Annotated in this window: 17 protein-coding genes; 11 read left to right on the forward strand and 6 right to left on the reverse strand. The window is 63.3% G+C overall.

The features are described from left to right. Positions 1 to 245: 245 nt before the first annotated feature. Positions 246 to 2,066 carry an alpha-amylase family glycosyl hydrolase gene (locus M1P90_RS15370; protein ID WP_483703696.1) on the reverse strand — a complete coding sequence of 607 codons (1,821 nt, stop codon included), beginning with the start codon at positions 2,064 to 2,066 and terminating at the stop codon, positions 246 to 248. A 108-nt stretch (positions 2,067 to 2,174) separates the two neighbouring features. Here M1P90_RS15370 and M1P90_RS15375 point away from each other — a divergent pair, with 108 nt between their 5' ends. After that, complete coding sequence (locus tag M1P90_RS15375; RefSeq protein WP_483703698.1) at positions 2,175 to 2,546, forward strand: hypothetical protein; 372 nt, start codon at positions 2,175 to 2,177, stop codon at positions 2,544 to 2,546. 132 nt (positions 2,547 to 2,678) lie between these two features. Further along, positions 2,679 to 3,350 (forward strand): lipoyl(octanoyl) transferase LipB, encoded by a 672-nt coding sequence (gene lipB, locus M1P90_RS15380; protein ID WP_483703700.1) that lies wholly within the window; start codon positions 2,679 to 2,681, stop codon positions 3,348 to 3,350. 195 nt (positions 3,351 to 3,545) lie between these two features. Here the strand turns inward: lipB and M1P90_RS15385 are convergent, their stop codons facing one another. After that, positions 3,546 to 4,673, reverse strand: coding sequence for a transposase (locus M1P90_RS15385; protein WP_483700943.1), 1,128 nt, complete (start codon positions 4,671 to 4,673; stop codon positions 3,546 to 3,548). A gap of 323 nt (positions 4,674 to 4,996) precedes the next feature. After that, complete coding sequence (locus tag M1P90_RS15390) at positions 4,997 to 5,881, reverse strand: phosphotransferase family protein (RefSeq protein ID WP_483703702.1); 885 nt, start codon at positions 5,879 to 5,881, stop codon at positions 4,997 to 4,999. Between the two features lie 324 nt (positions 5,882 to 6,205). On the opposite strand from M1P90_RS15390, the gene M1P90_RS15395 reads away from it, so the two are divergent. Beyond that, entirely contained in the window at positions 6,206 to 6,613 is a 408-nt protein-coding gene (locus tag M1P90_RS15395) for a hypothetical protein (RefSeq protein ID WP_483703704.1), read from the forward strand. Between the two features lie 48 nt (positions 6,614 to 6,661). Here the strand turns inward: M1P90_RS15395 and M1P90_RS15400 are convergent, their stop codons facing one another. The 3 genes from M1P90_RS15400 to hisC all read right to left on the reverse strand — a co-directional run bounded on the left by M1P90_RS15400 (position 6,662) and on the right by hisC (position 10,080). Continuing rightward, positions 6,662 to 7,741, reverse strand: coding sequence for a zinc-dependent peptidase (locus M1P90_RS15400; RefSeq protein WP_483703706.1), 1,080 nt, complete (start codon positions 7,739 to 7,741; stop codon positions 6,662 to 6,664). 96 nt (positions 7,742 to 7,837) lie between these two features. Continuing rightward, a complete protein-coding gene (gene hisN / locus M1P90_RS15405; protein ID WP_483703708.1) occupies positions 7,838 to 8,632 on the reverse strand; it encodes a histidinol-phosphatase in 795 nt (264 codons plus the stop codon). A 299-nt stretch (positions 8,633 to 8,931) separates the two neighbouring features. Next, a complete protein-coding gene (gene hisC, locus M1P90_RS15410) occupies positions 8,932 to 10,080 on the reverse strand; it encodes a histidinol-phosphate transaminase (protein WP_483703710.1) in 1,149 nt (382 codons plus the stop codon). Positions 10,081 to 10,248: 168 nt separating this feature from the next. Between hisC and M1P90_RS15415 the strand changes: the two genes are divergently transcribed. The 8 genes from M1P90_RS15415 (at position 10,249) to M1P90_RS15450 (ending at position 24,796) form a co-directional block, all read left to right on the forward strand. Beyond that, positions 10,249 to 11,457 carry an ROK family transcriptional regulator gene (locus M1P90_RS15415; protein ID WP_483703712.1) on the forward strand — a complete coding sequence of 403 codons (1,209 nt, stop codon included), beginning with the start codon at positions 10,249 to 10,251 and terminating at the stop codon, positions 11,455 to 11,457. A gap of 63 nt (positions 11,458 to 11,520) precedes the next feature. Beyond that, the gene (locus M1P90_RS15420; RefSeq protein ID WP_483703714.1) at positions 11,521 to 12,402 is read left to right on the forward strand and encodes a carbohydrate ABC transporter permease; all 882 of its coding nucleotides are present in this window, start codon (positions 11,521 to 11,523) and stop codon (positions 12,400 to 12,402) included. Further along, the gene (locus M1P90_RS15425) at positions 12,395 to 13,267 is read left to right on the forward strand and encodes a carbohydrate ABC transporter permease (protein ID WP_483703716.1); all 873 of its coding nucleotides are present in this window, start codon (positions 12,395 to 12,397) and stop codon (positions 13,265 to 13,267) included. The genes M1P90_RS15420 and M1P90_RS15425 overlap by 8 nt, the downstream gene beginning before the upstream one ends. 85 nt (positions 13,268 to 13,352) lie before the next feature. Then, a complete protein-coding gene (locus M1P90_RS15430; protein ID WP_483703718.1) occupies positions 13,353 to 14,732 on the forward strand; it encodes an ABC transporter substrate-binding protein in 1,380 nt (459 codons plus the stop codon). 53 nt (positions 14,733 to 14,785) lie between these two features. Next, complete coding sequence (locus tag M1P90_RS15435) at positions 14,786 to 15,877, forward strand: glycoside hydrolase family 15 protein (protein ID WP_483703720.1); 1,092 nt, start codon at positions 14,786 to 14,788, stop codon at positions 15,875 to 15,877. Beyond that, positions 15,874 to 18,228: a glycoside hydrolase family 31 protein gene (locus M1P90_RS15440; protein WP_483703722.1), complete on the forward strand. Its 2,355-nt coding sequence runs from the start codon at positions 15,874 to 15,876 to the stop codon at positions 18,226 to 18,228. The genes M1P90_RS15435 and M1P90_RS15440 overlap by 4 nt, the downstream gene beginning before the upstream one ends. Positions 18,229 to 18,378: 150 nt before the next feature. Then, a complete protein-coding gene (locus M1P90_RS15445) occupies positions 18,379 to 21,681 on the forward strand; it encodes a TIM-barrel domain-containing protein (RefSeq protein ID WP_483703724.1) in 3,303 nt (1,100 codons plus the stop codon). A gap of 238 nt (positions 21,682 to 21,919) precedes the next feature. Further along, positions 21,920 to 24,796, forward strand: a complete 2,877-nt coding sequence (locus tag M1P90_RS15450; protein ID WP_483703726.1) for a TIM-barrel domain-containing protein — start codon at positions 21,920 to 21,922, stop codon at positions 24,794 to 24,796. The last annotated feature ends 28 nt before the right edge of the window (positions 24,797 to 24,824 follow it).

Below are 24,824 nucleotides of genomic sequence, written 5' to 3' on the forward strand. Positions count from 1 at the left end.
TCCTTTTTCACTCATTTCAAGCGTGGCGCGGCCGGTCAATAGCTGCAATTCGGCCAGCGCAAGCGCCCGGCGCGGCGGGATGTCCTTGTAGTGTACCCTACCGGCCGGGCGAATTCAATGAATGCCCACTCATTTTGCATGGCGCGGCGCGCACAGCCAGGCACGCCACCTATCGCATCAGAATGGCCCAGAAGCACCTGCGCCACCCACTCGCGCCACGCTATTCGGATGACAGTTTCGACATATCAGCGCGCCATTCGGAAGACATAGCCAGTGCGCGCCGCCAGCGTGGGCAGCGGAAGGTAGCCGGCAATTGCGCCGCCCGCGCCCACCGTGAGCGGCGCGGCCGTTGCGCCATCGTCGAGCAGCGTGGCAAGCTGGTAGCTGCCCGGCGCAAGGTCGCTCTTGTCCACGCCAAGCGCAACGCCGTCGATTGGCTGGCGGCCAAAGTTCAGCAGCACCAGCGCGGCCGAATCGCCATCCTGGCGCAGAAAGGCCGCAACCCGATTGTTGCCGCTTTTCAGCGGCGTGTAGCTGCCGTGGCCAAAGGCCGGATCGGTGGTTTGCAGGTGAATCAGGCGGCGATACAGGTTGAGCAGCGAGGCCGGGTCGGCATCCTGCGCAGCGACATTGGTGTCCACGAAGTTCGGCTGGGGCGCTTCCCACGGCGCCGCGCTGCTGAAGCCCGCCCCCGGCTCGGCGCTCCACTGCATGGGCGTGCGAATTTGCTCGTCGGGCTTGGTGCCGGTCATGCCAATTTCTTCGCCATAGTAGACAAACGGCAGGCCCGGCAGCGTCAGGTAAGCAATCGCCGCAAGCCTGGCGCGGTCGGGCTTGTCGCCAAATACGCTCATGGCGCGGTTCTGGTCGTGGTTGGTCAGAAAGGGCGCCCAGCGCTGGAACGGCAGGTCTTCAGTGGCCACGCGCACCGCGCCAGAGTACTGGCTGGCGTCGCCCAGGTTCACCGCCTGAATCAGCTTCTGGCCGATATTGAACTCGAAATACATGTCGAGCTGGTCGGGGTAGTAGGCGGCCAGACCAATCGACGAGGCGCCGAAGTTCTCGCCAATCGTGAATGCACCCGGCGCGGTTTTTTCCAGAAAGGTGCGGTACTCGCGCAGCCAGGCGTTGGTTTCGAGCGTGTCGGCAATCACCGCGCCATTCTCGATCATGTGTTTGGCCGCGTCCATGCGGAAGCCATCGGCGCCCATGTCGTTCAGCCAGAAGGCGCTGATCTTCTGGGCCTCGGCGGTGACCTCGGGGTTACGGTAGTTCAGGTCGGGCAGGCCGCCGTCGAAGGCGCTGTAGTAGTATTCGTCGCGCACGGGCGATTTGTGCCAGCCCTGCGTGGGCGGCTCGTCGTGCGACCACAGGTACCAGTCGCGATGCGGGGCACCCGGCCCGGTCAGCGCTTCCTTGAACCAGGGGTGCTCGCTGGAGGTGTGGTTCAGCACCATGTCGATCAGCACACGAATGCCGCGCTTGTGCGCCTCGTCGATCAGCCGCTTGAAGTCGTCCTTGGTGCCGAATTCCGGGTTCACATCGTAGTAGTCGGTCACGGCGTAGCCGTGGTAGGTGTTCGAGGGCATGATCGGCATGAGCCACAGGCAGGTTGCGCCCAGGTCGTTTTGCGTGGCGGGCTTGCCATCGTTGATATAGTCGAGCTTCTGGATCAGGCCGTTCAGGTCACCAATGCCGTCGCCGCTGCTGTCGTAGAATGAGCGCACGAAAATCTCGTAGCACACCGCGTCATCCCACCAGCCGGCTGCGAGCGGGAAGGGCGCGACGGCGGGGATGGCGGTGATGGTGGGTGCCTGAGTCGGCAGATCGAGCGTGGGCGTGGGGCCGGCCGGCGTGGTAGTTGCTTCGGCGACGGTTGGCGCGGGTGCGGCACTTGGCGCTGCGCTTGGCTCGGGCGCGGCGCTGGCGGCTGGCGCAGCTGTTGCAGGCGAAACGGGGGTGGGCGCGTGCGCGGCGCTGGGCTGCTGGGCGCCTGGCCCACACGCGGCGAGCAGCACCAGCAGCACGGGCAGCGCGGCGCGCAGGCGAGCGAATGATCGGGGCATCGGTTTCTCCACTGACGTGAAAACTGGCGCAGTATACCATGCGCCCGCCCGGCATCGTGGCGCGCTTTCTGCTTACCAGGGCAGCAGCAACAGACAAGGAGGTTTGAATTGGATACGTTTATTGCGAACCTGAACACGCTTGCGCCTGTGCACGACGAAGAGCTGAGCGAGGGCTACACGCGCTACGCCGACATGCTGGCGACCTTCCTGACGCCTGAGCAGATCGCGGCCTATGGGCAGATGATCGAGCGGCTGGCCGGCCTGCCCGTCTTCGAGGATATGACGCCCGAGCAGATGGCCGATCTTTCGCCCGAGGAGCAGGCAATTGCGACCAGCGTGATGGCAAACGAAACGGCCTCGGTGGAGAACCGGCGCGTGGTGGCCCTGCTGACGCAGCGCGGCTACAACCCCGACCCCGCCACCAACACGCCGCTGATCGACCCTTACGCGCCCGACGAAGTTCTGGCCGCACAAGCATAAAAAGAGCGCATTTACCACGAAGACACGAAGGCACGAAGATCTATCACGTTCTTCGTGCCTTCGTGTCTTCGTGGTTATCGGAAAGGTTTGAATTCACCGCCGCCCGGCCAGCGCGCGTGGTATACTAGCCGCATGACAAGCCCCACCGAAACCGAAATCCGCACCGTGACCGTGCTCCATGCCGGCCAGATGGACTACGCCGCCGCCTGGGCGCGCCAGCGTGAGCTGGGCCGCATGCGCTCGGCTGGCGCAATTGGCGACACGCTGATGCTGGTGGAGCACCCGCACACCTACACCTTTGGCAGCCGCCCCAAGCCCGAACAACTGCTGGTATCGCACGAAACGCTGGCCGCGCAGGGCGTCGCGCTGGTCGAGGCCGACCGCGGCGGCGATATTACCTACCACGGCCCCGGCCAGATCGTCGGCTACCCGATCCTGAAGCTTTCGCGCTACGGCGGCGACGTGCTGCGCTACCTGCGTATGCTGGAAGAAGCGATCATCGTTGCGCTGGCGGGCTATGGCATTGCGGGCGAGCGCATCGCCGGGCTGACGGGCGTGTGGGTGGGTGGCGCGAAAATCTGCGCGATTGGCGTGAAGCTCAGCGCCAGCGGTGTCACGCAGCACGGTTTCGCGCTGAATGTGAACACCGATCTGCGCTTCTTCGAGCAGATCATTCCGTGCGGCATTGCCGACCGGGGCGTGACTTCGCTGGAGCGCGTGCTGGGGGCGGCACCGCCACGCGCCGAAGTTGAAGCGCGTGTGATCGCGGCGTTCGGGCAGGTGTTTGGCGCGCAGATTGAGTAGCCTGTTCCTCTTTCACCACGAAGACACGAAGACACGAAGATTTTGAATCTCCTGGTGCCTCAATACTCTGGAAAATAAATTTCCCTGTACTCAGCTTCCAGGAAGCTCGAGCCAGTTTTGCTTCAACCTGATAACCAGATGAGCTTCCTGGAAGCTTGCCCGTTGTATGATTCACTACCATACAGAAAATCAGGGCTAGACGGCAGGCTTGTGAAATGTGCGGACGAGGGTGACAGGCAGCTCTGAGGGAACCAGAAACCCATCGGGTATCGGTCGCTCTTCCTTGAGACAGCGAGCAAGCAGCCGCACTCCCAGCCGAAACAAACTGAGATCACACCGATCCGCACGATGCAGCAGTTTCATCCAGCCGTCTTGCAACGCACACACGCCCAAATACACCATCCAGATATATGCCAAGCACGAGGCGATCAAGAAGCGACTGAGCCGCGCTGGTTCTGAGAGATGGCTTTTATCGATATGAAACCCGCGACTTTTCTGATCAGAAAAGAAGGTCTCGATATGCGCTCGCTTTTTGTAGAGCCGTGCCGCCTCGTCCAAATCTGCCAGGTTTGTGACGAGATACAGTGCGTCCTGCTCCTGCGCGTCCCAGAGCGCCAGAAGGCTCAGCGGACCATACTGTTTCGCCGTCATTGCGGCGGGACTGACTGCCAGATACTCGCCTGGTGCTGGCTCAAGCGCGCTGAGGTGAAACCTCACACCATAGCAGGTCACCAGGATGTTTGCGGCGGTTCGGCAGACATACTGCCAGCCGTAGCTCTGGAGTTGCGCCTGCAGTTCAATGCCATCAAACTCGCCATCGCCCAAGAAGATCACGGTGGCATCATCAGGCACGAGTGCGTTGACTTGGGAGAGCAGTTCACAATGCAGGTGTTCAGGAAAATGGCCTTTGCTCCCTTGCACCACCAGCCAGCAGAGCGGCAACGCGCGCCCGTGATAGACCACACTCAGCATCAGGGCAATGCAGCCGCGTCCGACCACACTGCCATCCATCACCAGATGGAGTGGCTGTTTGGCCAGCGTGGCGAGCAATTCCCGAGCAACTGGAGAGAACCAGCCGTCGATGGTGTGGCGCTCGTGTTTGAGCCAGCGGCGAAAGCGTTCAATCAGACTTTCTTGCTTGATGCGGCCAGTAGGTGCGTGATCGGCGCAAAGCGAGAGGTGGGCGTGTCGACCGCCGACCAAGCCACAGATCAAGGCAGCCAAGGTGTTGAGATGCTTTTCGCGATGGCCGTGAGGACGCGGGTGATAGAATTGCATAATCCCGTCTTTTATGGCACGATAGCGCCGATACGTGTCGCTCATGGGAGCTTCTCCTGACTGGAAACGGTCGTCAGCAAGGACAAGCATACCAGAAGTGGCGCGTATCAGCTTTTTGAACATGTGTTCTGTATGGTAGTCAATTGTATGAAAGAACTTTCTTTCCAGAGTACTCAAGCACGAAGCCACCAAGAACCACTCCTTTTTCACCACGAAGGCACGAAGATTTTGAATCTCCTGGTGCCTCAAGCACAAAGGCACGAAGAACCGTTTTCTTCAGAATTGGAACGAGAAGCGGCACCTATCCGCAGATGACGCAGATATGAGGTTGATAATCTGTGAAATCTGCGTCATCTGTGGATTTCCCCTTAAATCTCGGGGAACGTGAGCGCGAGCGACCACGCGGCGCGGCGCTGCCACTCGGCAAGGGCGGCGGGCTGGCCCTGGCTGCGCACAAGCAAGCCGGCGATCTGCCCAAGCGCCAGCGCCTGCATTTCTTCGCCCCGAGCCGACAGCCGCACACCACCAGCCGCGCGGTACGCCGCCAGAAAGCCATGCCAGCGCGCCGCCGGCACGTCGCGCCAGCACAATGTCCACCACACCCACGCCAGATCGAGCAGCGGCGTGCCCCACGCGGCCAGCTCCCAATCGAGCAGCGCTGGCGTGGCCGGGTGCCACAGCAAATTGTGCAAACCGGCATCGCCGTGCACAAGATTGGCCGATTCTGCCCGCCAGATCGGCTGCGCCAGCGCGCTGGCGAGCGCGCCCCGCACCACAGCATCGAGATCGAGCGCAGGCAGCTGGGCGAGCAATTCGGCGGCGCGCTCGGGGAGGCGCGCGCCCGCCAATGGCGCAAGCGGCGCGGCGTGCGTGGCTGCCAGCAAGCCAGCCAGCGCCGCCAAAGCGGAATCCTGCTCGGCGCGCGCGCGCCCATAGCACGCAATGCCCGGCTCACCCGGCAGCGCCACCAGCACCTCCACCGTCCATTCCGCATTTTCGCACAGCGCCACGAGCGCTGGGGCCGCCACGCCATGCCCAGCCAGCGCGCCCAGCACCGCCGCCTCGTAGCGCAGGCCGGCACGCTTGGGCGCGGCCTCGGCGGCTTTGGCAACGCAGCGCCGCCCGCCAATCGCCAGAAAGGCGCTTGGGTGCGAAAAGCCGCCCGCTGTTGGGGCAAGCAGCTCGATTTCCTGGCTGGGAAAGGCCGCCGCAAGCAGCGGCAAAGTCGCTTCGGGAAGCATGGCGCGTGGCATAAAAAACGCCCCGGCCAGTGTGGCGGGGCTCGTTTGAATGACATTAGTATAGCACATCCGGGCGCAAAAGAAAACCCCCAATCGGCTGATGTTTTTGCCGTTGTGCTGCGCTATTCTATCGCCACGCATCTCTTTTTTCCGTGCCTGCCGGCTGCCCGAAATCGGGCGGCGCGCTGTGCTGTTGGCGCGCCATTCCAGCCGCCGCGCACGGTATATTCATACCGGCAACCCGCACACACGCTCCGCCCACGCGCTATAATGCTCGACTGGCGGAAACGCCAGATTGCCGGCGCGCACGCTGTGCCGCCAAGGAGTGACTATCGCATGAGATCGCCAGGCCGAGCGTACCGCCCGCCACCCATCCCCGACGACGCGGAGCTCATTCAGGAACAGCTGCACGCTGCCCACGAGACGATTCACAAGCTGCTGCGCCAGATCAGCAAGGAGCAGTCGCGCTGCGCCGAGGTTTCGCGTGCGTACAACAAAACCGTGGCGAACCTGATGGAGATCACGCGGGAAAATGCGGTGCTGGAGCACGAGCGCGACCAGTGGAAATCGCGGGTGGAAAGCGCGCACCCGCAGGCCAGTCTGGGCGGCATCACGCTGGAGCTCACCCCGGCCGAGGTCAGCGCGATTCGCAAGGCTATGGCGCGCCTGCACCACCCCGACGCCGGCGGAGACGCCGAGCGCATGAAGGCCTGGAATGCCGCGCTCGACCCGCTGGAAGATTAGCCCCTCTGCCACCGGGCGCATGGCGCGCCCGCCTTCCCACCCACACGCTCACACCGCCGATGGCACCGTTATGCCCGCGCGGGGCGGCTGCGCGCCGCTGGTGTAGTAGCGCCGGTTTTCGTCCAGGTAGAATGGAAAATCGGCGGCCCAGCCTGCGCGCGGGTCGTAGCCGAACAGGGCCGCGAAACCGCCAAACAAGGCCGGGTTCATCGCGGCGAAGCCGTTTGGGCAGCGGAAAAACAGCTCCAGGTAGCCAGCAATGAATTCCGTGTCGTTCTGAAAGACGTAGGGGTGGCCGATCGGCAATTCCTCTGGGCCGGTCGCGCCTGCGCAGCGCCGTTCGTAGCGCGCCAGCTCCAGCCGCTTGCCTTCGGCAAAGGCCGCCCGCGCCGCCGGGGTGTAGGGCGCGCCATCGGCGGGGCGCAGGCCCGGCAGCAGGCCGCTGCTGCGCCCGCGCTCGCCACGCGCCACGTCGAAGTGATCGAGCATGTGGCCAAACTCGTGCAGCAGCGGCGAGACGCCCGGCGCGGGCGCGCGAAAACCCTCGTAGATGCGCGCCAGCAGCAGCTGCACCGCGCCAGTGTCGGCGTTGTAGCAGCCGCCCGCCACGCCACCGCCCTCGGCAAAAGCGCGTGGCGAAGTATAGAGCCAGAACGGGCGCGGCGTGGCAAACAAGCGCGCCAGCAGGTCGCGCCGCCGGAAAAACACCTCGGCCACCTGCCCGGCCACGATCCAGCGCGCATCGCGTGGCATGCTTGTGGTGCGGTTTTGCCCGCGCTCGGCATGGAGCCGCAGATCGAAGTTCGGGTGCGCGGCAATCGCGCCCGCCAGCGCATAAAAATCATCGCGCTCACTGGCGCCGAGCGCATTGAGCAGCGGAAAACAACCATGCAGCGCGGCCGGCTCGCCGGTAATAAAGTAGACCAATGCCGCCAGCGGCGGCTGGTAGCCACTGCCGCTTGCCCGGAGGTAATCGGCCAGCGCGGCGCGCAGATCGCGGCCACGCACCACCTCAGCGACCGGCACATTTTCCAGCGCATCGCCCGCGCCGAGCGCAAGTGCGCCAATCTGCACGCCGCGCCACGCGGCGCTCACCGGCTGGTAGAAGTGCTGGCCGAAATCGGGCATTGCTTTCTGTTCTCCAGCCATTTGCAAAACAAGCAAGAAACGCATCCTGGCGCGCAAAATGCCTTCTGCATCCTGCCGGCTGCAAACTGCTCTTGATCATGCTTGCGTCGCTGCTTCGCGCTCGCCCACCAGCGCCAGCAGTTCGTCGAGCACCAGCCCATTCGTGCCGATTGCGTCGCCGCCGTGCACCGTAGCGGTGCCTTTCCAGTCGGTCAGCGTGCCGCCAGCCTCGGCCACTACCGGCAGAAGCGCGGCAGCATCCCACGGGTTCACAATCGCGTCGATCATCACCTCGGCGCGGCCGGTGGCCACCAGCACGTAGCCGTAGGCGTCGCCCCAGGTGCGCTGCAGTTTGGTAGCAGCAGCCATGCGACTGTAGGCCGCGCCGCGCCCGTGGCGGGGCATGCTGGCCACGTCGGTGCATACCAGCAGCGAGTCGCGCAGCGTCGCCACAGGCGAAACGCGCGCCCGGCGGCCATTGTAGCTGCAGCCCTGGCCCTGCGCGGCATGAAGCAGTTCGCCCGTGGCGGGGATGTTGATCGCGCCCACCACCGGTTCGCCATCGCGCTCCAGGCCCACCAGCACGGCATAAAACGGCACGCCACGCACAAAGGTCTTGGTGCCATCAATCGGGTCGAGAACCCAGCGGAAGCTCGCGCCGGGCCGGGTTTCGCCTTCTTCTTCGCCCAGGATGCTATGCCCCGGGTAGCGCGCCTCGATCATCTCGCGCATCAGGCGCTCGGCCTGGCGGTCGGCCACGGTCACCGGCGAGTCGTCCGATTTCGACTCAACCGCAATATCGGTCTGGAAATAGCGCAGCGTCAGCTTGCCGGCCTGCCAGGCCATCTCGGCGGCAAAGTCGCGCAGCTCGCTCAGCGATTCGGATGCCATAGGAACTCCTTCAGAAGTTAGTATGCAGTTGGCAGTATGCAGTTGGCAGTGGGCAGTTGGCAGCGGGCAGTTGGCAGTATGCAGGCGGCAGTCGGCAGTGAAACCTGCCAGCAGGCGTCTGCGATACGCCTCGGCGGCAGCCTTCTAATACGCAACCCATGAGGGTTTAGGGTCTGGGGTTTTGGGATTGGGCCAACAACCCACAGCCTTCTAACTTGCAACTTTCTAACCTGCTAACCCGCAACCTTCCAACCTCCACCCTCAAAACTTCGCGCTCTTTGCGCTCTTTGCGGTTCATTTTATACGCGTGCAGATAGCAGCAATTCCTCAAGCGCGGCGAGCAACACGTCGTTCTGGGCGGGCGTGCCCATGCTTACGCGAATGCAGTCGTCCAGGCCGGGCTTGTTGAAATAGCGCACCAGAATGCCGCGCCCGTATAGGTCGTTCTTGAGCTGCACGGCACTATGATTCAGCACGCGCACGAGCAGGAAGTTCGCCTGGCTCGGGTAGGCGTGCAGCCCCGGCATCGCGCCGATGCGCGCATACACGCGCTCGCGCTCGCTCACGGTCTCGCGCACCTTGTCCATCAGGTAGTCAACATCCGCAAGCGAGGCCAGCGCGGCGGCCTGCGCAGCCACGTTGATGTTGTAGGGCTGCTTGATTTTCCACAGGTGCTGAATCAGGTCTTCGTGGAACATGCCATAGCCAATGCGCAGGCCGGCCAGCCCGGCCCATTTGCTGAAGGTGCGCAGCACGGCCAGATTCGGGTACTGGCCCACCAGATCGGCCACGGTCGCGCCGGCAAACTCAACATAGGCCTCGTCCACCACCACCATGGTTGGCAGCTCCAGCAGGCGCTCGATGTCGGCGCGCGGCATTGGGTTGCCGGTCGGGTTGTTTGGCACGGTCAGGAACAGCAGCTTGGCCTTGTGCGCCAGCACTGCCTCGGCCACGGCTTCGGCGTCGAGGTTGAAATCGGCGTCGCGCGCGACATTCACGATTCGCGCGGCGTGCAGCCCGCCATCGAAGGAGTACATGCCAAAGGTTGGCGGGCAGTCGATGATCACGTCGCCGGGCTGGATGAATGCGCGCATCAGCAGGTCGATCAGCTCGCCCGAGCCCGACGAGCACAGGATGCGGCTGGCTGGCTGGCCGGTGTAGACGCTCAGCTGCTCGCGCAGAAAGGCGTGCGTCGGGTCGGGGTAGATCGCCAGCGCGAGCGGCTCGAGGAATTGCAGCGCCGCGGGCGAGGGCTGCCCGCCGCCCAGCGCGTCGATCGCGGCGGCGGCGCGTGGCGATGGGCCATACGGGCTTTCGTTGGCGTCGAGCTTGAGAATCTGCTCGACTGGCAGGCCAAGCTGCGTGGCCAGCACTTCGATTGGCGCAACCGGCGTGTATGCTTCCAGCGCGGCAATATCGGGCCGCAGCAGCGTATCGATTGATGGCATCGTGCCCCTCCAAACTCACAGAGCAGGCCGGCGCGGCGGCCCGTTTCGCCCGGCAATAATACCATAGGCTGCCCGGCGAGGCGTGCTGGAACGCGGCGCTTGACAGAAATAACACCTGCCTCTATAATCCAACTTACTTCACTGACCTAAGATACTTGTGAGCGGACCATGTTGCCTATCCGAGCCGGCAGCAAACAGTTGATTCGTGAGATCAACCAGGCGCTTGTGCTGAACGCCATTCGCACGCATGGCGCGATCTCGCGTACCGACATTGCTGCACTGTCCAAATTAAGCCTGCCAACAATTTCCGGCATCACCGCCGAATTGCTTGAGTCTGGGCTGATCTACGAGCGCGAGCCGGGCATTTCAACCGGCGGGCGGCGGCCGGTGCTGCTGTCGCTCAACCATCACGCCGGCTATGTCGTGGGCGTCAAGCTCACTGAAGACATGGTGATTGGCGCAATGACCAATCTTGATGCGACGGTGGTAGCACGCCATTCTGTGCCGCTGGTTGGCCGATTGCCGGCCGAAGCGGTCGCCGCGATCAGCAACGTTGTGGAAGACCTGTGCGCCATGACCGGCGAGCGATCACTGCTGGGCGTCGGCATCGGCATTGCGGGCGTGATCGACCGGCAGCGCGCGCTGGTGCACTACGCGACCTATTTTGGCTGGCACGATCTGCCGTTTGCGCAGCTCCTCGAAGACAAGCTGCATGTCCCGGTGGTGATCGACAACGACGTGAACGCGCTGACGGCTGCCGAGCAGTGGTTTGGCGCCGGGCGGGGCGTGAAAGATTTTCTGGTGGTGAGCATTGGCCGCGGCGTTGGCCTGGGCATGGTGCTCGATGGGCGATTGTATCGCGGCGCAAAAGGCGGCGCGGGCGAGTTCGGCCATATCACGGTGGTGCCGGATGGGCCACTCTGCGAATGCGGCAAACGCGGCTGCCTTGAAGCGATGGTGAGCGACCCGGTGGTGTCGCAGCGCGTGAGCACGGCTGCCGGCCGTCCAGTCACCATCACCGAGGCAGTGGCGCTTGCCAAGCACGGCGACGCGGTGGTGCAGTCGATTTTCACCGCTGCCGGCCGCACGCTTGGCATGGCGGCGGCCAACCTGGTCAATATTTTCAATCCTTCCCTGCTGATCATCGGGGGCGAGGGAACGCGCGCGGGCGATTTAATCATCGAGCCGCTGCAGGCGGCCCTGCGCGATGAATGCTTCAACGGCATGTATGCCGATTTGAAGCTGGCAATCGAGCCCTGGGGCGACGAAGCCTGGGCACGCGGCGCGGCCAGCCTGGTGCTAAGCGAGCTGTTTCAGCCAGCGCTGCGCCGGGGCGAAGAAGAGCGCCCGTCGTTTGCGGTACGTCCGGCAAACTAATTTTTTTGGTCACAATCTTCCTTTTGTTAGTGAAGTAATATATCAAACGTTCGGAGAGATGTTATGGTCGGAGCGCGACGGTTTTCGCAGATAGGCTGGCTCGGCTTGTTTCTGCTGCCCGGCCTGATCGGCTTGCTGGTGTTCACCATTGCGCCGCTGCTTGCGTCGCTGGTGCTGACGCTGTTCCAGTGGGATTTGCTGACGCCACCCAAGTTCGTGGGCCTGGATAATTTTGTGCGCCTGAGCAACGACCCGGTTTTCTGGAGCGCGCTGCGCCATACGATTGGCTTTATTGCCGGCTACCTGCCGCTCGTGATTGTGCTGTCGCTGGGCATTGCGCTGGCGCTGAATGCGCCGCTGCGCGGCATTGCATTCATTCGCACGGCGTTTTTCCTGCCGGTGGTGTCGTCGTGGGTGGCGGTGGCATTGCTGTGGAGCTGGCTGTTCAACCCGAAGTTTGGCCTGATCAACTATGGGCTGAGCCTGCTTGGCATCGCTGGCCCCGGCTGGCTGTTCGACCCCAAATGGGCCATGCCGGCGATTATTCTCACCAGTGTCTGGAAAGACCTGGGCTTTGTGATGGTGCTGTTCCTGGCGGGCTTGCAGGCAATCCCCAAAGATTATTACGAAGCCGCCGCGCTCGACGGCGCCAGCCGCTTCCGCCAGTTCACCGCGATCACCGTGCCGCTGCTGGCCCCAACCACGTTTTTCGTCACGATCATTTCGCTGATCAATTCCTTCCAGGTTTTCGATCAGGTCTGGGTGATGACCGAAGGCGGCCCGGCCGGCGCAACGACCGTGCTGGTGGAGCAGGTGGTGAAAAACGCCTTCAGCTACGGGAAAATGGGCTATGCCTCGGCAATGTCGTGGGTGCTGTTTGCGATTGTGTTTGCTGTGACGCTGGTGCAGTTCCGCTGGCAGCGCAAAGGAGCCGTCGATGCGTAGTCTTTCTCAGCCGCTGGCGCTCACGCACACTGCCACGAAGCCACAAACGCGCAATTTCCTGCTCACGGCCCTGCGCTACCTTGTGCTGTGCCTGGGCGGCTTGTTTATGATCGTGCCGTTTCTGTGGATGCTCTCGACCTCGCTCAAACCAATTGGCGCGACGCTCAGCATGCCGCCGCAGATCATTCCGCGCCAGCCAACGCTGGAAAGCTACCAGCGCGTGGCCGAAACCGTGCCAATCGCGCGCATGCTCATGAACAGCGTGATCGTCACCGCCGTGGCTGTGCTCGGCCAGCTTGTGACCAGCGCGCTCTCGGCGTATGCGTTTGCACGCATGCAGTGGCGCGGGCGCGATGCCCTGTTTCTGCTCTACCTCGCGACGCTGATGGTGCCGTCGCAGGTTACGATCACGCCGCTGTTCATTCTGATGCAGCGCCTCGGCTGGGTCGATACCTACCAGGGGTTGATTGCGCCGGGTCTGGTGAGCGCGTTTGGCACCTTTCTGCTGCGCCAGGCGATGCTGGGCGTGCCGCGTGAATATGAAGAAGCGGCATTTCTCGACGGCGGCAACCACTGGACGGTGTTTCGCCATGTTGCGCTGCCGATGATCAGCACATCGCTGGCGACCCTAACCGTGTTTGCCGTGATGGGCACCTGGAACAGCTTCTTATGGCCCCTGTTTATTACCCGTGACGAGCGTTTGATGACCCTGCCGGTTGGTTTGGCGATGCTGCATGGCCGCTACACCACCGAATGGAGCATGGTCATGGCTGGCGCCGTCATCTCGGTTGTGCCGATTATTGTGGTCTATCTTCTGGCCCAACGCGCGTTTGTACGCGGCGTGGCGCTGAGCGGGTTGAAATAAGGAGGAGTGGCCGTTGTGCCTGGCCCGCGCGTTTCTCGCTATTTCCCGTTTTCGTTATTGTGACGCCGCTGTCTTAAGGAGGATCATGATGCGTTCTCGTTTGTCCGCCCTGTCGCTGTTTGCGATGCTGATGCTGTCGCTGATTCTGGCCGCCTGTGGTGGCACGCCAGCCGCAGCCCCGACCGCTGCACCCGCCGCCGAAGCGCCGACCGCCGCGCCCGCCGCCGAAGCACCAACTGCCGCGCCCGCTGCCGAAGCACCAACCGCTGCCGAAGCACCAACCGCCGCGCCCGCCGCAGATGCCACCACGATCACCTATTTCACCTTCTCGGCCGCGCCCGACCACCTGAAAGACCTGGATGCGATGATTGCCGCATTCAAGGCCGAAAACCCCGGCATCGACGTCAAAGTTGAAACCGCGCCCTATGCCGACTACTTCACCAAGCTGCAAACGCTGGTGGCGGGCGGCACTGCGCCCGACGTGTTCGAGCTGAACTACGAGAACTTCGTAAGCTACGCCAGCAAGGGCGTGCTGGCCGACATGACCGCGATGGCCGCTGCCGAATCCGGCTTCGCCGACAAGTTCTACCCGAAGGCCTACCAGGCGTTCAGCCGCGATGGCAAGCAGTATGGCCTGCCGCAGAGCTTCTCGGACGTTGTGCTGTTCTACAACAAAGACCTGTTCGACGCCGCTGGCGTGGGCTACCCGACCGCCGACTGGACCTGGAAGGAAGAGCTTGAGGCCGCGCAGAAGCTGACCAGCGCCGACAAGGGCGTGTGGGGCGACTACGCGCCGATCCAGTTCTTCGAGTTCTACAAGACGGCCGCGCAGAGTGGCTGTGGCGTGTTCGGCGCCGATGGCAAGAGCGTGACGATCAACGAAAAAGGCTGTGTCGACTCGCTGACGTGGATGGTCGACAAAATCAACAAGTACAAAGTCACCCCGACCGACGCCGACATGGCTGGCGTTTCCGACGGCGACCTGTTCAAGCAGGGCAAGATCGCCATGCTGCGCACCGGCATCTGGATGTTCTCGGCCTTCAAAGACGCGCCGTTCAAGTGGGACATCGCGCTGGAGCCGGGCAACACCCAGAAGGCACACGCCTTCTTCGCCAACTCGGTGGCGATCTCGGCATCGAGCAAGAATCAGGAAGCCGCGTGGAAGTGGGCGCAGTTCTTTACCGGCAGCGATGCAGCGGCCAAAATCCGCGTCGCCGCGAGCTGGGAACTGCCCGCGCTCAACAACAAGGCGCTGTTCGACGAGTACCTGAAGCAGACCCCGCCGGAAACGCGCCAGGTGGTCTTCGACGCACTGGCAAGCGCGGTGACCCCGCCCGTGACCGACAAGCAGAGCGAGCTGCAGGACACGATCGGCAAACTGCTCGACCAGGCCAAGGCGGGTTCGATCACGCCGCAGGACGCGCTCGACCAGGCGAAAACCCAGATCGAAGCGTTGATTAAGTAGAAATGTGTACATCCTGTAGCGGCGCGATACATCGCGCCGCTACAGGCAAAAATATGCAAAATCTTTTCCAACACAGTATTGATCTCATTCTTGCCCACCAGGCACCGAGCGGCGCATACATCGCCTCGCCAAACTTCCCCACCTATGCCTACTCGTGGTTCCGCGACGGCAGCTTTATTGCCCACGCAATGGATCGCGTCGGGCAGCACGCGAGCGCGGCACGCTTTCATCGCTGGGCGGCTGGCGTGCTGGCGCGCTACACGCCGAAAATCGAAGCGCTGATTGCGCAGCACGGACGCGGCGAGACCATAACGCTCGAGCAGCAGATGCACACGCGCTTCACGCTCGACGGCATGGAAAGCAGTGCCGACTGGACCAATTTTCAGCTCGACGGCTATGGTACCTGGCTGTGGGCACTGGACGACCATCTGCGCCGCACTGGCGATACTGCGCTGTACGCCGAGGTGCGCCCGCAGATCGAACTGCTTGCGCGCTACCTGGCCGCCTTCTGGCAAACGCCCTGCTACGACTGCTGGGAAGAGTTCGGCGACAAGGTGCACACCGCCACGCTGGCCGCACTCTATGGCGGGCTCCACGCAATTGGCGAGTATGATCCTTCGCTCAATGTTTCGGGGCTGGCCGCAGAAATTCATGCCTTTGTGCTGAGCAATTGTGTCGAAGACGGCCACCTGATCAAGTTCATTGGCAACGCGGCGGTCGATGCTAACCTGCTTGGCGCGGCAACACCCTACCGTCTGCTCCCCGCCGACGACCCGCGCATCGCTGCCACAATCGCCAAAATCGAAGCCGACCTGCTCCAGGGCGGCGTGTACCGCTACCGCGAAGATACGTACTATGGCGGCGGCGAATGGCTGCTGCTGGCCGCCTGGCTGGGCTGGCACTACGCCGAAACCGGCAACACCAGCCGCGCCGCCGCGCTGCGCGATTGGGTCGCGGCGCAGGCCAGCGCCGATGGCGCAATGCCCGAGCAGGTCAGCCACAATTTGCTTGCCCCCGAGTATTACGCGGGCTGGCTTGAGCGCTGGGGGCCAATCGCCTCGCCGCTGCTCTGGTCGCACGCAATGTATCTTGTTTTGAACACTGCATTGGCTTCCACAAACACCCAGGAACGGATCAGCATATGAGCGAGCGCCTGACTTTTGTGCACAACCCCACCGGCACCGACGCGCCCTACTTCGCCGGGCCCGACGAGCGCGTGCCACGCGACCCGATCGGCGGCGACATGGTTGGCATTGGCTTCCTGACCCAGCCGGGCCTGGTCGCGAATGATGTGCGTTTGTTCTGGATGCGCAATGGCCGCCCGCAAACGCCGATTCAGGGCCGGCCAGTGGCGCAAAACCCCGACGCCGACCGCTGGCTGTGCGAACTTGGTGTGCTTGAGGCCGGCGACACCGTGGAATACTGGTTGGCTGCCAGCGGCGGCGATCAGCGCGCCGAAACCGGGCGCTACCGCTTTGGCGTGGGCCGCATGCGCCGTTTGGCCGGCATCAGCGCGGCCACGCAGCACGCCCACGGCTGGACGCTGGCAACCCGCGCCGACGATGGCAGGCCCGGCCCAACGCTGCTGCTGGCGCTGATCCACGATCAGCAGGCGCTGCAGATCACGGTTGGCAGCCGCGCCGTTGCCAGCGATGCGCCCACGCGCGCGCCGCAGATCACCCTGCGCGGCTCGGGTGCCACCTTTACTGTCGACCCGGCCAGCGGGCGCTGCACACTGGGAACAGCGGCGGGGCGCGTGCCGCTGGCGCTGCGCTGGACCGAAGACGCCGACGGCGCGCTGGTTTCGGTTGAGCTGGTTGGCGCGCTGGCCGATGGCGAGGCGCTGGTGGGCTTTGGCGAGCGCTTCGACGCGCTCGACCAGCGCGGGCGCGCACCCGACGTGGCCGTGTGGGAGCAGTACAAAAACCAGGGCAACCGCACCTACCTGCCCATCCCGTTCTTCTGCTCCAGCCAGGGCTATGGCTGCCTGGTCGAAGGCAGCCCCTACGTCACCTACGACCTTGGGCGCACCATCGACGACCGCTGGCGCTGCGTGGCGCAGGCCAACGGGCAGGGCAAAGTCACGTTTGATCTGCTGGCCGGCGCGCCGCTCGACCTGCTGCACACCTTCACCGCGCTGACGGGCCGGCCCGAAACCCTGCCCGACTGGGCGTTCGGCCCGTGGATGAGCAGCAATGAATGGAACACGCAGGCGCGGGTCGAGCGCGAGGTGGCGCTGACGCACGAGCACGACGTGCCCGCAACCGCGCTGGTGATCGAGGCGTGGAGCGACGAAACGACCTTCTACATCTGGAACGGCGCGCAGTACAGTGCCCGCGCCGGCGGCGACCGCCCGCGCCTGGCCGATTTCACCTTTCCCGCCGACGGCCCCTGGCCCGATCCCAAGGGCATGACCGACCGCCTGCACGATGCGGGCATTCGGCTGCTGCTCTGGCAGATCCCGGCGATCAAGCGCATCGACGAGGCGCACGCCCAGCACGACGCCGACACCCAGCACGCGCTCGAAAACGGCTTTGTGGTGCGCCACACCGACGGCCGGCCCTACCGCAACCCGGCCTTCTGGTTCAACGGCGCGCTGATCCCCGATTTCTCCAGCCCGGCCGCGAGCCGCTGGTGGCTCGACAAGCGCGCCTACCTGCTCGACGACATCGGCATCGACGGATTCAAGACCGACGGCGGCGAACATTTGCAGGGCCGCGATATTGTGGCGGCCAACGGACTTGAAGGCGACGAGCTGATCAACGCCTACCCGAACCAGTACATTGGCGCGTACCACCGCTTCGCACGCGAACGGCGCGGCGGCATCACCTTCAGTCGCGCGGGCTTCACTGGCGTGGGCGCGTTCCCCGCGCACTGGGCCGGCGACGAAAACTCAACCTGGGAAGCCTACCGCCGCTCGATTGTGGCCGGGCTGAGCGCGGCGATGAGCGGCGTGATCTTCTGGGGCTGGGATATAGCCGGCTTCAGCGAAGCACTGCCGAGCGCCGAGCTGTACCTGCGCGCCACCGCAATGGCGGCGTTCTGCCCGATCATGCAGTACCACAGCGAGTACACGCCCCCCGGCGCGCCCTCGAAAGACCGCACGCCCTGGAACATTCAGGCGCACACCGGCGACGAGCGCGTGATCGCGCTGTACCGCCACTTCGCCAAGCTGCGCATGCGCCTCGTGCCCTACCTTAGCCGCGAAGCCGCGTGGAGCGCGGGCTCGGGCGAACCACTCATGCGCCCGCTCTTGCTCGACAGCCCCGATGATGCGGTCGTGTGGCGGATCGACGACCAGTTCTGCCTCGGCCGCGACCTGCTGGTGGCGCCTGTGGTTGAAGAAGGCGCGGCCACGCGGCGGCTGTACCTGCCCGCTGGCGAATGGCGCGACTTCTGGGGCGACACCATCTACTCTGGCGGCCAGTGGATCGAGGTCGACGCGCCGTGGGATCGCATTCCCGTGTTTGTGCGCGCTGGCGCAACGATCGACTAACACCACGTTTCCACAATGGCGATTGGTTGCAGCACCAATCGCCATTCCCCATCCCAGCACGCGCATCTGCGCCCGGTCGTTGCCCAACGATCACGCAGGCACCGCCGCGTTCGTCCACACACACCAACAATTGAAGACAAGGAGGTTTCAATGCGACGGCGTTCAAGTCGGCTGGCTGGGCTTGTGTGTTTGATGCTGCTGTTTGCAGGATTTTGGAATGTGCCGGCGGCGCTGGCGATCAGCGGTGTCTACCATAACCCCTTCGGCAACGACGACCTCTACTCGACCGAAGCAACCGAACGTTCCCCACGCGACCCCATGGCCGGCGATACGGTATTTTTGAACGCAACCACCTGGCCGATTGAATCGGGCCAGACCGTCTGGATCACATGGACCAAGAACGGCGTCGCGCAGACGCCAATCGGCGCGGCGTGGCAGTACAACAGCGGCAACAACAGCTACTGGAAGATCAACATGGGCACCTTTGCCCGTGGCGACAACATCCAGTACACCGTGCGCGCCGATGTCAACGGCACAAGCCAGGTTTCGACCGGGCCGTTCACCTTCAAAGTCACCTCGTGGAGCACGGTCACCAACGTCTCAACCTACACCAACAACACCACCTCGGTTGACGTGACGACTGGCGACAGCGCCGGCAGCTTCACGCCCAAGATTCGCTTCGCCTTCCCCACGCTCGACAGCTTCCGCATGCAGCTTGCGCCAAGCGGCAGCGGACTGAGCATCAGCGGCCTGACGAGCTACACGGTCAGCAGCACGGCCTCGACGCTCACGATTTCAACATCCAGCCTGGTGCTGAAAATTCAGAAAACGCCCTATCGCCTGGCCGTCTACAAAGGCGATGGCACCACGCTGATCACGCAGCAATACAACCCGAGCACGTTCCGCAACCTGGGCTGGGCCAGCGACGGCAGCAGCACAATCACGCGCATCGAAGATCACTACCTGACGCCGAGCGGCGAGCGTTTCAGCGGCTTTGGCGAGCGCTACGACTACATCGACCAGCGCGGCAAAGACGTGCATAACTACGTCTACAACCAGTACCAGAACCAGGGCAGCACGCACCGCACCTACCTGTCGGTGCCTTTCTTCATGAACTCGGCTGGCTATGGCATCTATGTGCCCAGCACGCAATATTCGATCTTTAACGTTGGCACCTACCTGTCGGACATGGCGGGCTTCACCGTCAACACGAATGGCGCGCTGAACTCGACCATGGACTATTACTTCTTCAGCGGCACGCCCAAAAACATCCTCGACCGCTACACCAGCGTGTCAGGACGTCCGCAGCTCCCGCCGAAATGGGCCTTTGGCCTGTGGATGTCCGCAAACGAGTGGAACACGCAGACCGAAGTAACGGCCGAAATGAACAACGCCACCAGCAACAGCATCCCGGCGACGGTTCTGGTGCTGGAGCAGTGGGCCGACGAGGCGACCTTCTACATCTGGCATGGCGCGACCTACACGCCCAAGGCGGGCAGCCAGAAGTTCGCCTACACCGACTTCACCTTCCCCGCTGGCGGCGAGTGGAGCGACCCCAAGGCCATGGTCACCGACGCGCACAGCCGCGGCTACAAAATGATTCTGTGGCAGATCCCGGTGTTCAAGCAGAACTTCGACACCAACCCATCGACCGCGCCGCAGCAGCATATCAACGACCGCGATTATGCGGCGGCGCAGGGCTATGTGGTGGGCAACGGCAGCGGCGGCGTGTATCGCATCCCGACCGGGCAGTGGTTTGGCGACAGCACCGTGCCCGATTTCACCAGCAGCGCCGCGACCACCTGGTGGATGAGCAAGCGCGACTACCTGATGGATGATGTTGGCATCGACGGCTTCAAGACCGACGGCAGCGAGGCGATTTTTGGGCGCAGCCTGACCTTTGCCGACGGGCGCAAGGGCGACGAGATGCACAACGCCTACCCGAACAGCTATACCAGCGCCTACAACAGCTACCTCCAGGGCAAGAAGCCGAACAACGCGGTGGTGTTTGGGCGGGCCGGCACCGCTGGCGCGCAGACACGCGGCATTTTCTGGGCCGGCGACCAAACCTCGTCGTTCGCGGGATTTCAGGACGCCGTGCGCGCCGGCATCAGCGCAGGGCAGTCGGGCGTGCCATACTGGGCATGGGACCTGGCCGGCTTTACCGGCACCTTCCCCAGCTCGGAGCTGTACCTGCGCAGCACCGCAATGGCCACATTCGCGCCAGTGATGCAGTTCCACTCCGAAAAATCGAACCCCAGCCCATCGGAAGCGCGCACGCCGTGGAATGTGCAATCGCGCACCGGCGACACCAGCGTGATCTCGACCTTCCGCAAGTTCGCGAATGTGCGCATGAACCTGCTGCCCTACATCTACACGGAGGCCAAGCGCAGCGCCGACACCGGCGTGCCAATGATGCGCGCCATGAGCGTGGATTTCCCGACCGACACGACCGCTGGCGCGCAGGACATGCAGTACATGTTTGGCGATCAGCTGCTGGTCGCGCCGATCACCACGCAGGGCGCGACGAGCAAGGACGTGTACATCCCGGCCGGCGAGTGGTACGACCTGTGGTACAACGGCCGCTTCACCGGCACGGGCACCAAGACGTATAACGCGGGCACGGACACTATTCCGGTGTATGTGCGGCCGGGCGCGATCATCCCGCTGAACCTGAATGCAAGCTACGCGCTGGGCGGCAACATCAGCAACTCGGTGTCGAGCTACACCAACCTGGCCTTCCGCATCTTCCCCGAGGGCACGACCTCGTATGGCTGGTACGACGACGCCGCAAGCACCACGCGCACAATCCAGTCGACCGAGGCGTGGGGCACGCATCAGGTGACGATCAGCGTGCCAATTCTGACGACCACCAGCACGCTTCAGGTCGTCGCCACCCAGCCGAGCAGCGTCACGCGCAATGGCACCACGCTCACCAGCTACAGCACACTGGCCGGTTTGCAGGGCGCGAGCGAAGGCTGGTACTGGGACCCGGTGCTGCAAATGACGCTGGTCAAACTGCCTTCCAGTGCCAGCACGCGCACCGTGGTGCTGAATGGCGTCGATAAGTCGGCCTACGAAGCCGAGTTTGCCACCCGCGTGAATGCCACGACCAATACCAACCACACCGGCTACACCGGCACGGGCTTCGTGGATGGCTTCACCGCCAGCGGCAGCTCGGTCACGTTCGACATCAACGCCACGGCCAGCGGCAACCACCAGCTGCGCTTCCGCTACGCGAACGCAACCGGCAGCAGCGCCACGCGCACGATCTACGTCGATGGCGTGTCGGTTGGCACGGTGACGCTGCCATCGCTGGCGAACTGGGACACCTGGGGCACCGGCAGCCTGACCACCAGCCTGACGACTGGCAAGCACACCGTCAAAATCTCATACGACGCCAGCAACACCGGGGCGATCAATCTCGACAACTTCATTCTGGCCCGCCCGTAGCGTCCTGGCAGCCAAATTTCGTGGTGTGGTGTGGTGCGCGCGCAAGTGCGCGCACCACACCCTAGCAGCAATACCTTTCAAATAAGGAAGCAAAGAACTCTTACCACAGAGACACAGAGGCACGGAGAGCACCCTCATACTATAAAATTCTTGGTGTCTTGGTGTCTTGGTGGTTATTTGAAAGATATTGACCCTAGCAGTTCTTGAAACCCATATCTTCCGTGAAAGGATAAACACAATGCGATTGCGTAAGCTGGCGCGCTTTGCCCCGCTTCTGATCGTGATATATCTTGTTGGCATGGTCATTCTGCCCGCCGACCCGGTTTTCGCCGCCGTGCAGCGCGTGAAGTTCACCTCGGGCAGCAACTACCTGATCGTCGAGTTTCTCGATAACGACCTGGTGCATTTCGAGCTTTCCGGCTTAGGGCCGGGGCCGAGCACCAGCAACCCGATTTTCACCACGCCACAAGTTTCCAAAACCAACTACACCGGCCCGACCAGCTTTACCCAGACCGGCAACACGCTGGAAACGCCGGACATTCGCGTGGTGGTGGACGGCACCACGCTGTGCGTCACCATCACCGACAAAACGCGCACGCCCGCGCTGCAGCTCAACCAGACCTGCCCGCTGAACCTGTCGCAGGCGTGGAAAGGGCTGACCTTCACCAAGGACAGCATGCAGAACATCTATGGTCTGGGCGAGCAGTTCTTCATGGGCGGAAGCGCCGATGGCGACTGGGACGGGCGCGTGCGCTCGCCGGGCGGCAACTACGGCAACGCCATGGTCTACGACACCGACAACGGCCCGGTTGGCAATGCGCAGATCCCAGTGATGTTTGCGGTTGGCGCAAGCAACGCCAACTACGGCATGTTCATGGACCAGATCTACAAGCAGCAGTGGACGCTCAACACCACGCCTTATAAAGTCGAAACCTGGGGCGACCAACTGCGCTGGTATGTGATGACTGGCGCGAACCTGCCCGATCTGCGGCAGGACTACATGGAGCTGACCGGCCGCCCGCCCGTGCCGCCGAAAAAGGCGCTCGGCCTGTGGGTGTCGGAATACAGCTACGACAACTGGACCGAGATCGACAATCGGCTGGGCACCTTGCGCACCAACAAGTTCCCAATCGACGGCTTTGTGCTCGACCTGCGCTGGTTCGGCGGCGTCACGGCCGGCTCCGACAACACCAGCATGGGCAAGCTGACCTGGGATACGACCAACTTCCCGAATCCAACCACCAAAATCACGAACTACAAGAACAACGACGGCATTGGCATCATTCCAATCGAAGAATCGTACATCGGCAAGGGCCTGGCTGAGCATACCGACATGCAGAATCGCGGCTACCTCGTGCGCGCGGGGTGCAGCAGTTGCGCGCCCGTGTACCTGACCACCAACGACTGGTGGGGGCGCGGCGGCATGATCGACTGGACGATTACCGCTGCGGGCGACTACTGGCACGATCTCAAGCGCCAGCCGCTGATCAGCGCGGGCGTGACCGGCCACTGGCTCGACCTGGGCGAGCCGGAAATGTATGACTCGGCCGACTGGGTTTCGGGCGTACTGCCGGGCAAAAACGCCCACGCCGATTATCACAACATCTACGGTTTCAAATGGGCCGAAAGCATTGCGCGCGGCTACACTCGCAACAGCGTCACGCAGCGCCCATTCATGCTGGCGCGCTCCGGCGCGAGCGGCATCCAGCGCTTTGGCGTGGCGATGTGGTCGGCCGACATTGGCTCGAAGCTGACCGCGCTGGCCGGGCAGGCGAACGCGCAAATGCACATGTCGATGTCGGGCATCGACTATTTTGGCTCCGACATTGGCGGCTTCCGGCGCGAAATGCTTAACAGCGACCTGAACGAGCTGTACACCGAGTGGTACGCCAACGGCATGTGGTTCGACGTGCCAGTGCGCCCGCACACCGAAAACCTGTGCAACTGCGCCCAGACCGCGCCCGACCAGATCGGCGACATGGCCAGCAACCTGGCGAACTCCCGCCAGCGCTACGAGCTGACGCCCTACTACTACTCGCTGGCCCACCGCGCCTACCTGTATGGCGAGCCGGTCGTGCCCCCGCCGGTCTACTACTACCAGAACGACAGCAACGTGCGCGAGATGGGCAACGAGAAAATGATTGGGCGCGACATGCTGGTGGCGATGGTGGCCGGCGCGGGCGAGCGCCAGCGCAATGTCTACCTGCCGGCCGGCGACTGGATCAACTACGCGACCAACCAGTACTTCCACAGCACCGGCCAGTGGTACAACAACCAGCCCGTCTATGTGAATGGCACCTTCAAGCTGCCAGCCTACGCCCGCGCCGGGGCGATTCTGCCGAAAATGTTTGTGGACGACAAGACCATGAACGTGTTTGGCAAGCGCACCGACGCCACCACCCGCAACGAGCTGATCGCCCGCGTGTATTCCAACACCACCGCCTCGAACTTCACGCTGTACGAGGACGACGGCGAATCGACCGCATACCAGAGCGGTTCGGTGCGAACCACCGCGCTTTCGCAGCAGCGCAGCGGCAACACCGCAACCGTGACGATTGCGGCTTCGAGCGGCACCTACACCGGCGCGCCCAGCAGCCGCGCCAACGTCGTTGAGCTGGTGGCCGAAAACACGCAGGCCTCGGTGGTGACGCTGAACGGCAGCGCGCTGACGCAGTACGCCAACAAAGCCGCCTTTGACGCGGCCAGCAGCGGCTGGTACAACGCCGGCGGCAATCTGGTTGTCGCGAAATCGGCCAGCCTGAGCGTCACAACCGCCAAAACGTTCAGCTTCACGCTCGGCCAGACGCCCGTGTCGGCCAACTTCACCTGCACCAACGGCACAACCGTTTCGGGCCAGTCGGTGTATGTGGTTGGCAGCGTGCCGCAGCTCGGCAGCTGGGCACCCGACAGCGCGATCAAGCTGAACCCAACGTCGTACCCGACCTGGACCGGCACGATCAGCAACCTGCCGCCCGGCACAACAATCGAATGGAAGTGTATCAAGCGACAGGAAAATAACTATCCCGCCACCGCCGATGCGTGGCAACCCGGCGCGAACAGCTCATTCACCACGCCGGGATCGGGCAGCGCGGGGAATACGAGCGGCGGCTTCTAGCGCGCTTTCGGCGCAGGTCCCGGAAATA

This window comes from Kouleothrix sp. 19917, from assembly GCF_057073505.1.

Bases quoted from the DNA above. Each gene is read 5' to 3' on its own strand.
- M1P90_RS15400 (WP_483703706.1), bottom strand. From the start codon at position 7,741: ATGCCCGATTTCGGCCAGCACTTCTACCAGCCGGTGAGCGCCGCGTGG.
- M1P90_RS15370 (WP_483703696.1), bottom strand. From the start codon at position 2,066: ATGCCCCGATCATTCGCTCGCCTGCGCGCCGCGCTGCCCGTGCTGCTG.
- M1P90_RS15450 (WP_483703726.1), top strand. From the start codon at position 21,920: ATGCGATTGCGTAAGCTGGCGCGCTTTGCCCCGCTTCTGATCGTGATA.
- M1P90_RS15445 (WP_483703724.1), top strand. From the start codon at position 18,379: ATGCGACGGCGTTCAAGTCGGCTGGCTGGGCTTGTGTGTTTGATGCTG.
- M1P90_RS15425 (WP_483703716.1), top strand. From the start codon at position 12,395: ATGCGTAGTCTTTCTCAGCCGCTGGCGCTCACGCACACTGCCACGAAG.
- M1P90_RS15415 (WP_483703712.1), top strand. From the start codon at position 10,249: ATGTTGCCTATCCGAGCCGGCAGCAAACAGTTGATTCGTGAGATCAAC.
- M1P90_RS15395 (WP_483703704.1), top strand. From the start codon at position 6,206: ATGAGATCGCCAGGCCGAGCGTACCGCCCGCCACCCATCCCCGACGAC.
- M1P90_RS15440 (WP_483703722.1), top strand. From the start codon at position 15,874: ATGAGCGAGCGCCTGACTTTTGTGCACAACCCCACCGGCACCGACGCG.
- lipB (WP_483703700.1), top strand. From the start codon at position 2,679: ATGACAAGCCCCACCGAAACCGAAATCCGCACCGTGACCGTGCTCCAT.
- hisC (WP_483703710.1), bottom strand. From the start codon at position 10,080: ATGCCATCAATCGATACGCTGCTGCGGCCCGATATTGCCGCGCTGGAA.
- M1P90_RS15385 (WP_483700943.1), bottom strand. From the start codon at position 4,673: ATGAGCGACACGTATCGGCGCTATCGTGCCATAAAAGACGGGATTATG.
- M1P90_RS15420 (WP_483703714.1), top strand. From the start codon at position 11,521: ATGGTCGGAGCGCGACGGTTTTCGCAGATAGGCTGGCTCGGCTTGTTT.
- M1P90_RS15390 (WP_483703702.1), bottom strand. From the start codon at position 5,881: ATGCCACGCGCCATGCTTCCCGAAGCGACTTTGCCGCTGCTTGCGGCG.
- M1P90_RS15430 (WP_483703718.1), top strand. From the start codon at position 13,353: ATGATGCGTTCTCGTTTGTCCGCCCTGTCGCTGTTTGCGATGCTGATG.
- hisN (WP_483703708.1), bottom strand. From the start codon at position 8,632: ATGGCATCCGAATCGCTGAGCGAGCTGCGCGACTTTGCCGCCGAGATG.
- M1P90_RS15435 (WP_483703720.1), top strand. From the start codon at position 14,786: ATGCAAAATCTTTTCCAACACAGTATTGATCTCATTCTTGCCCACCAG.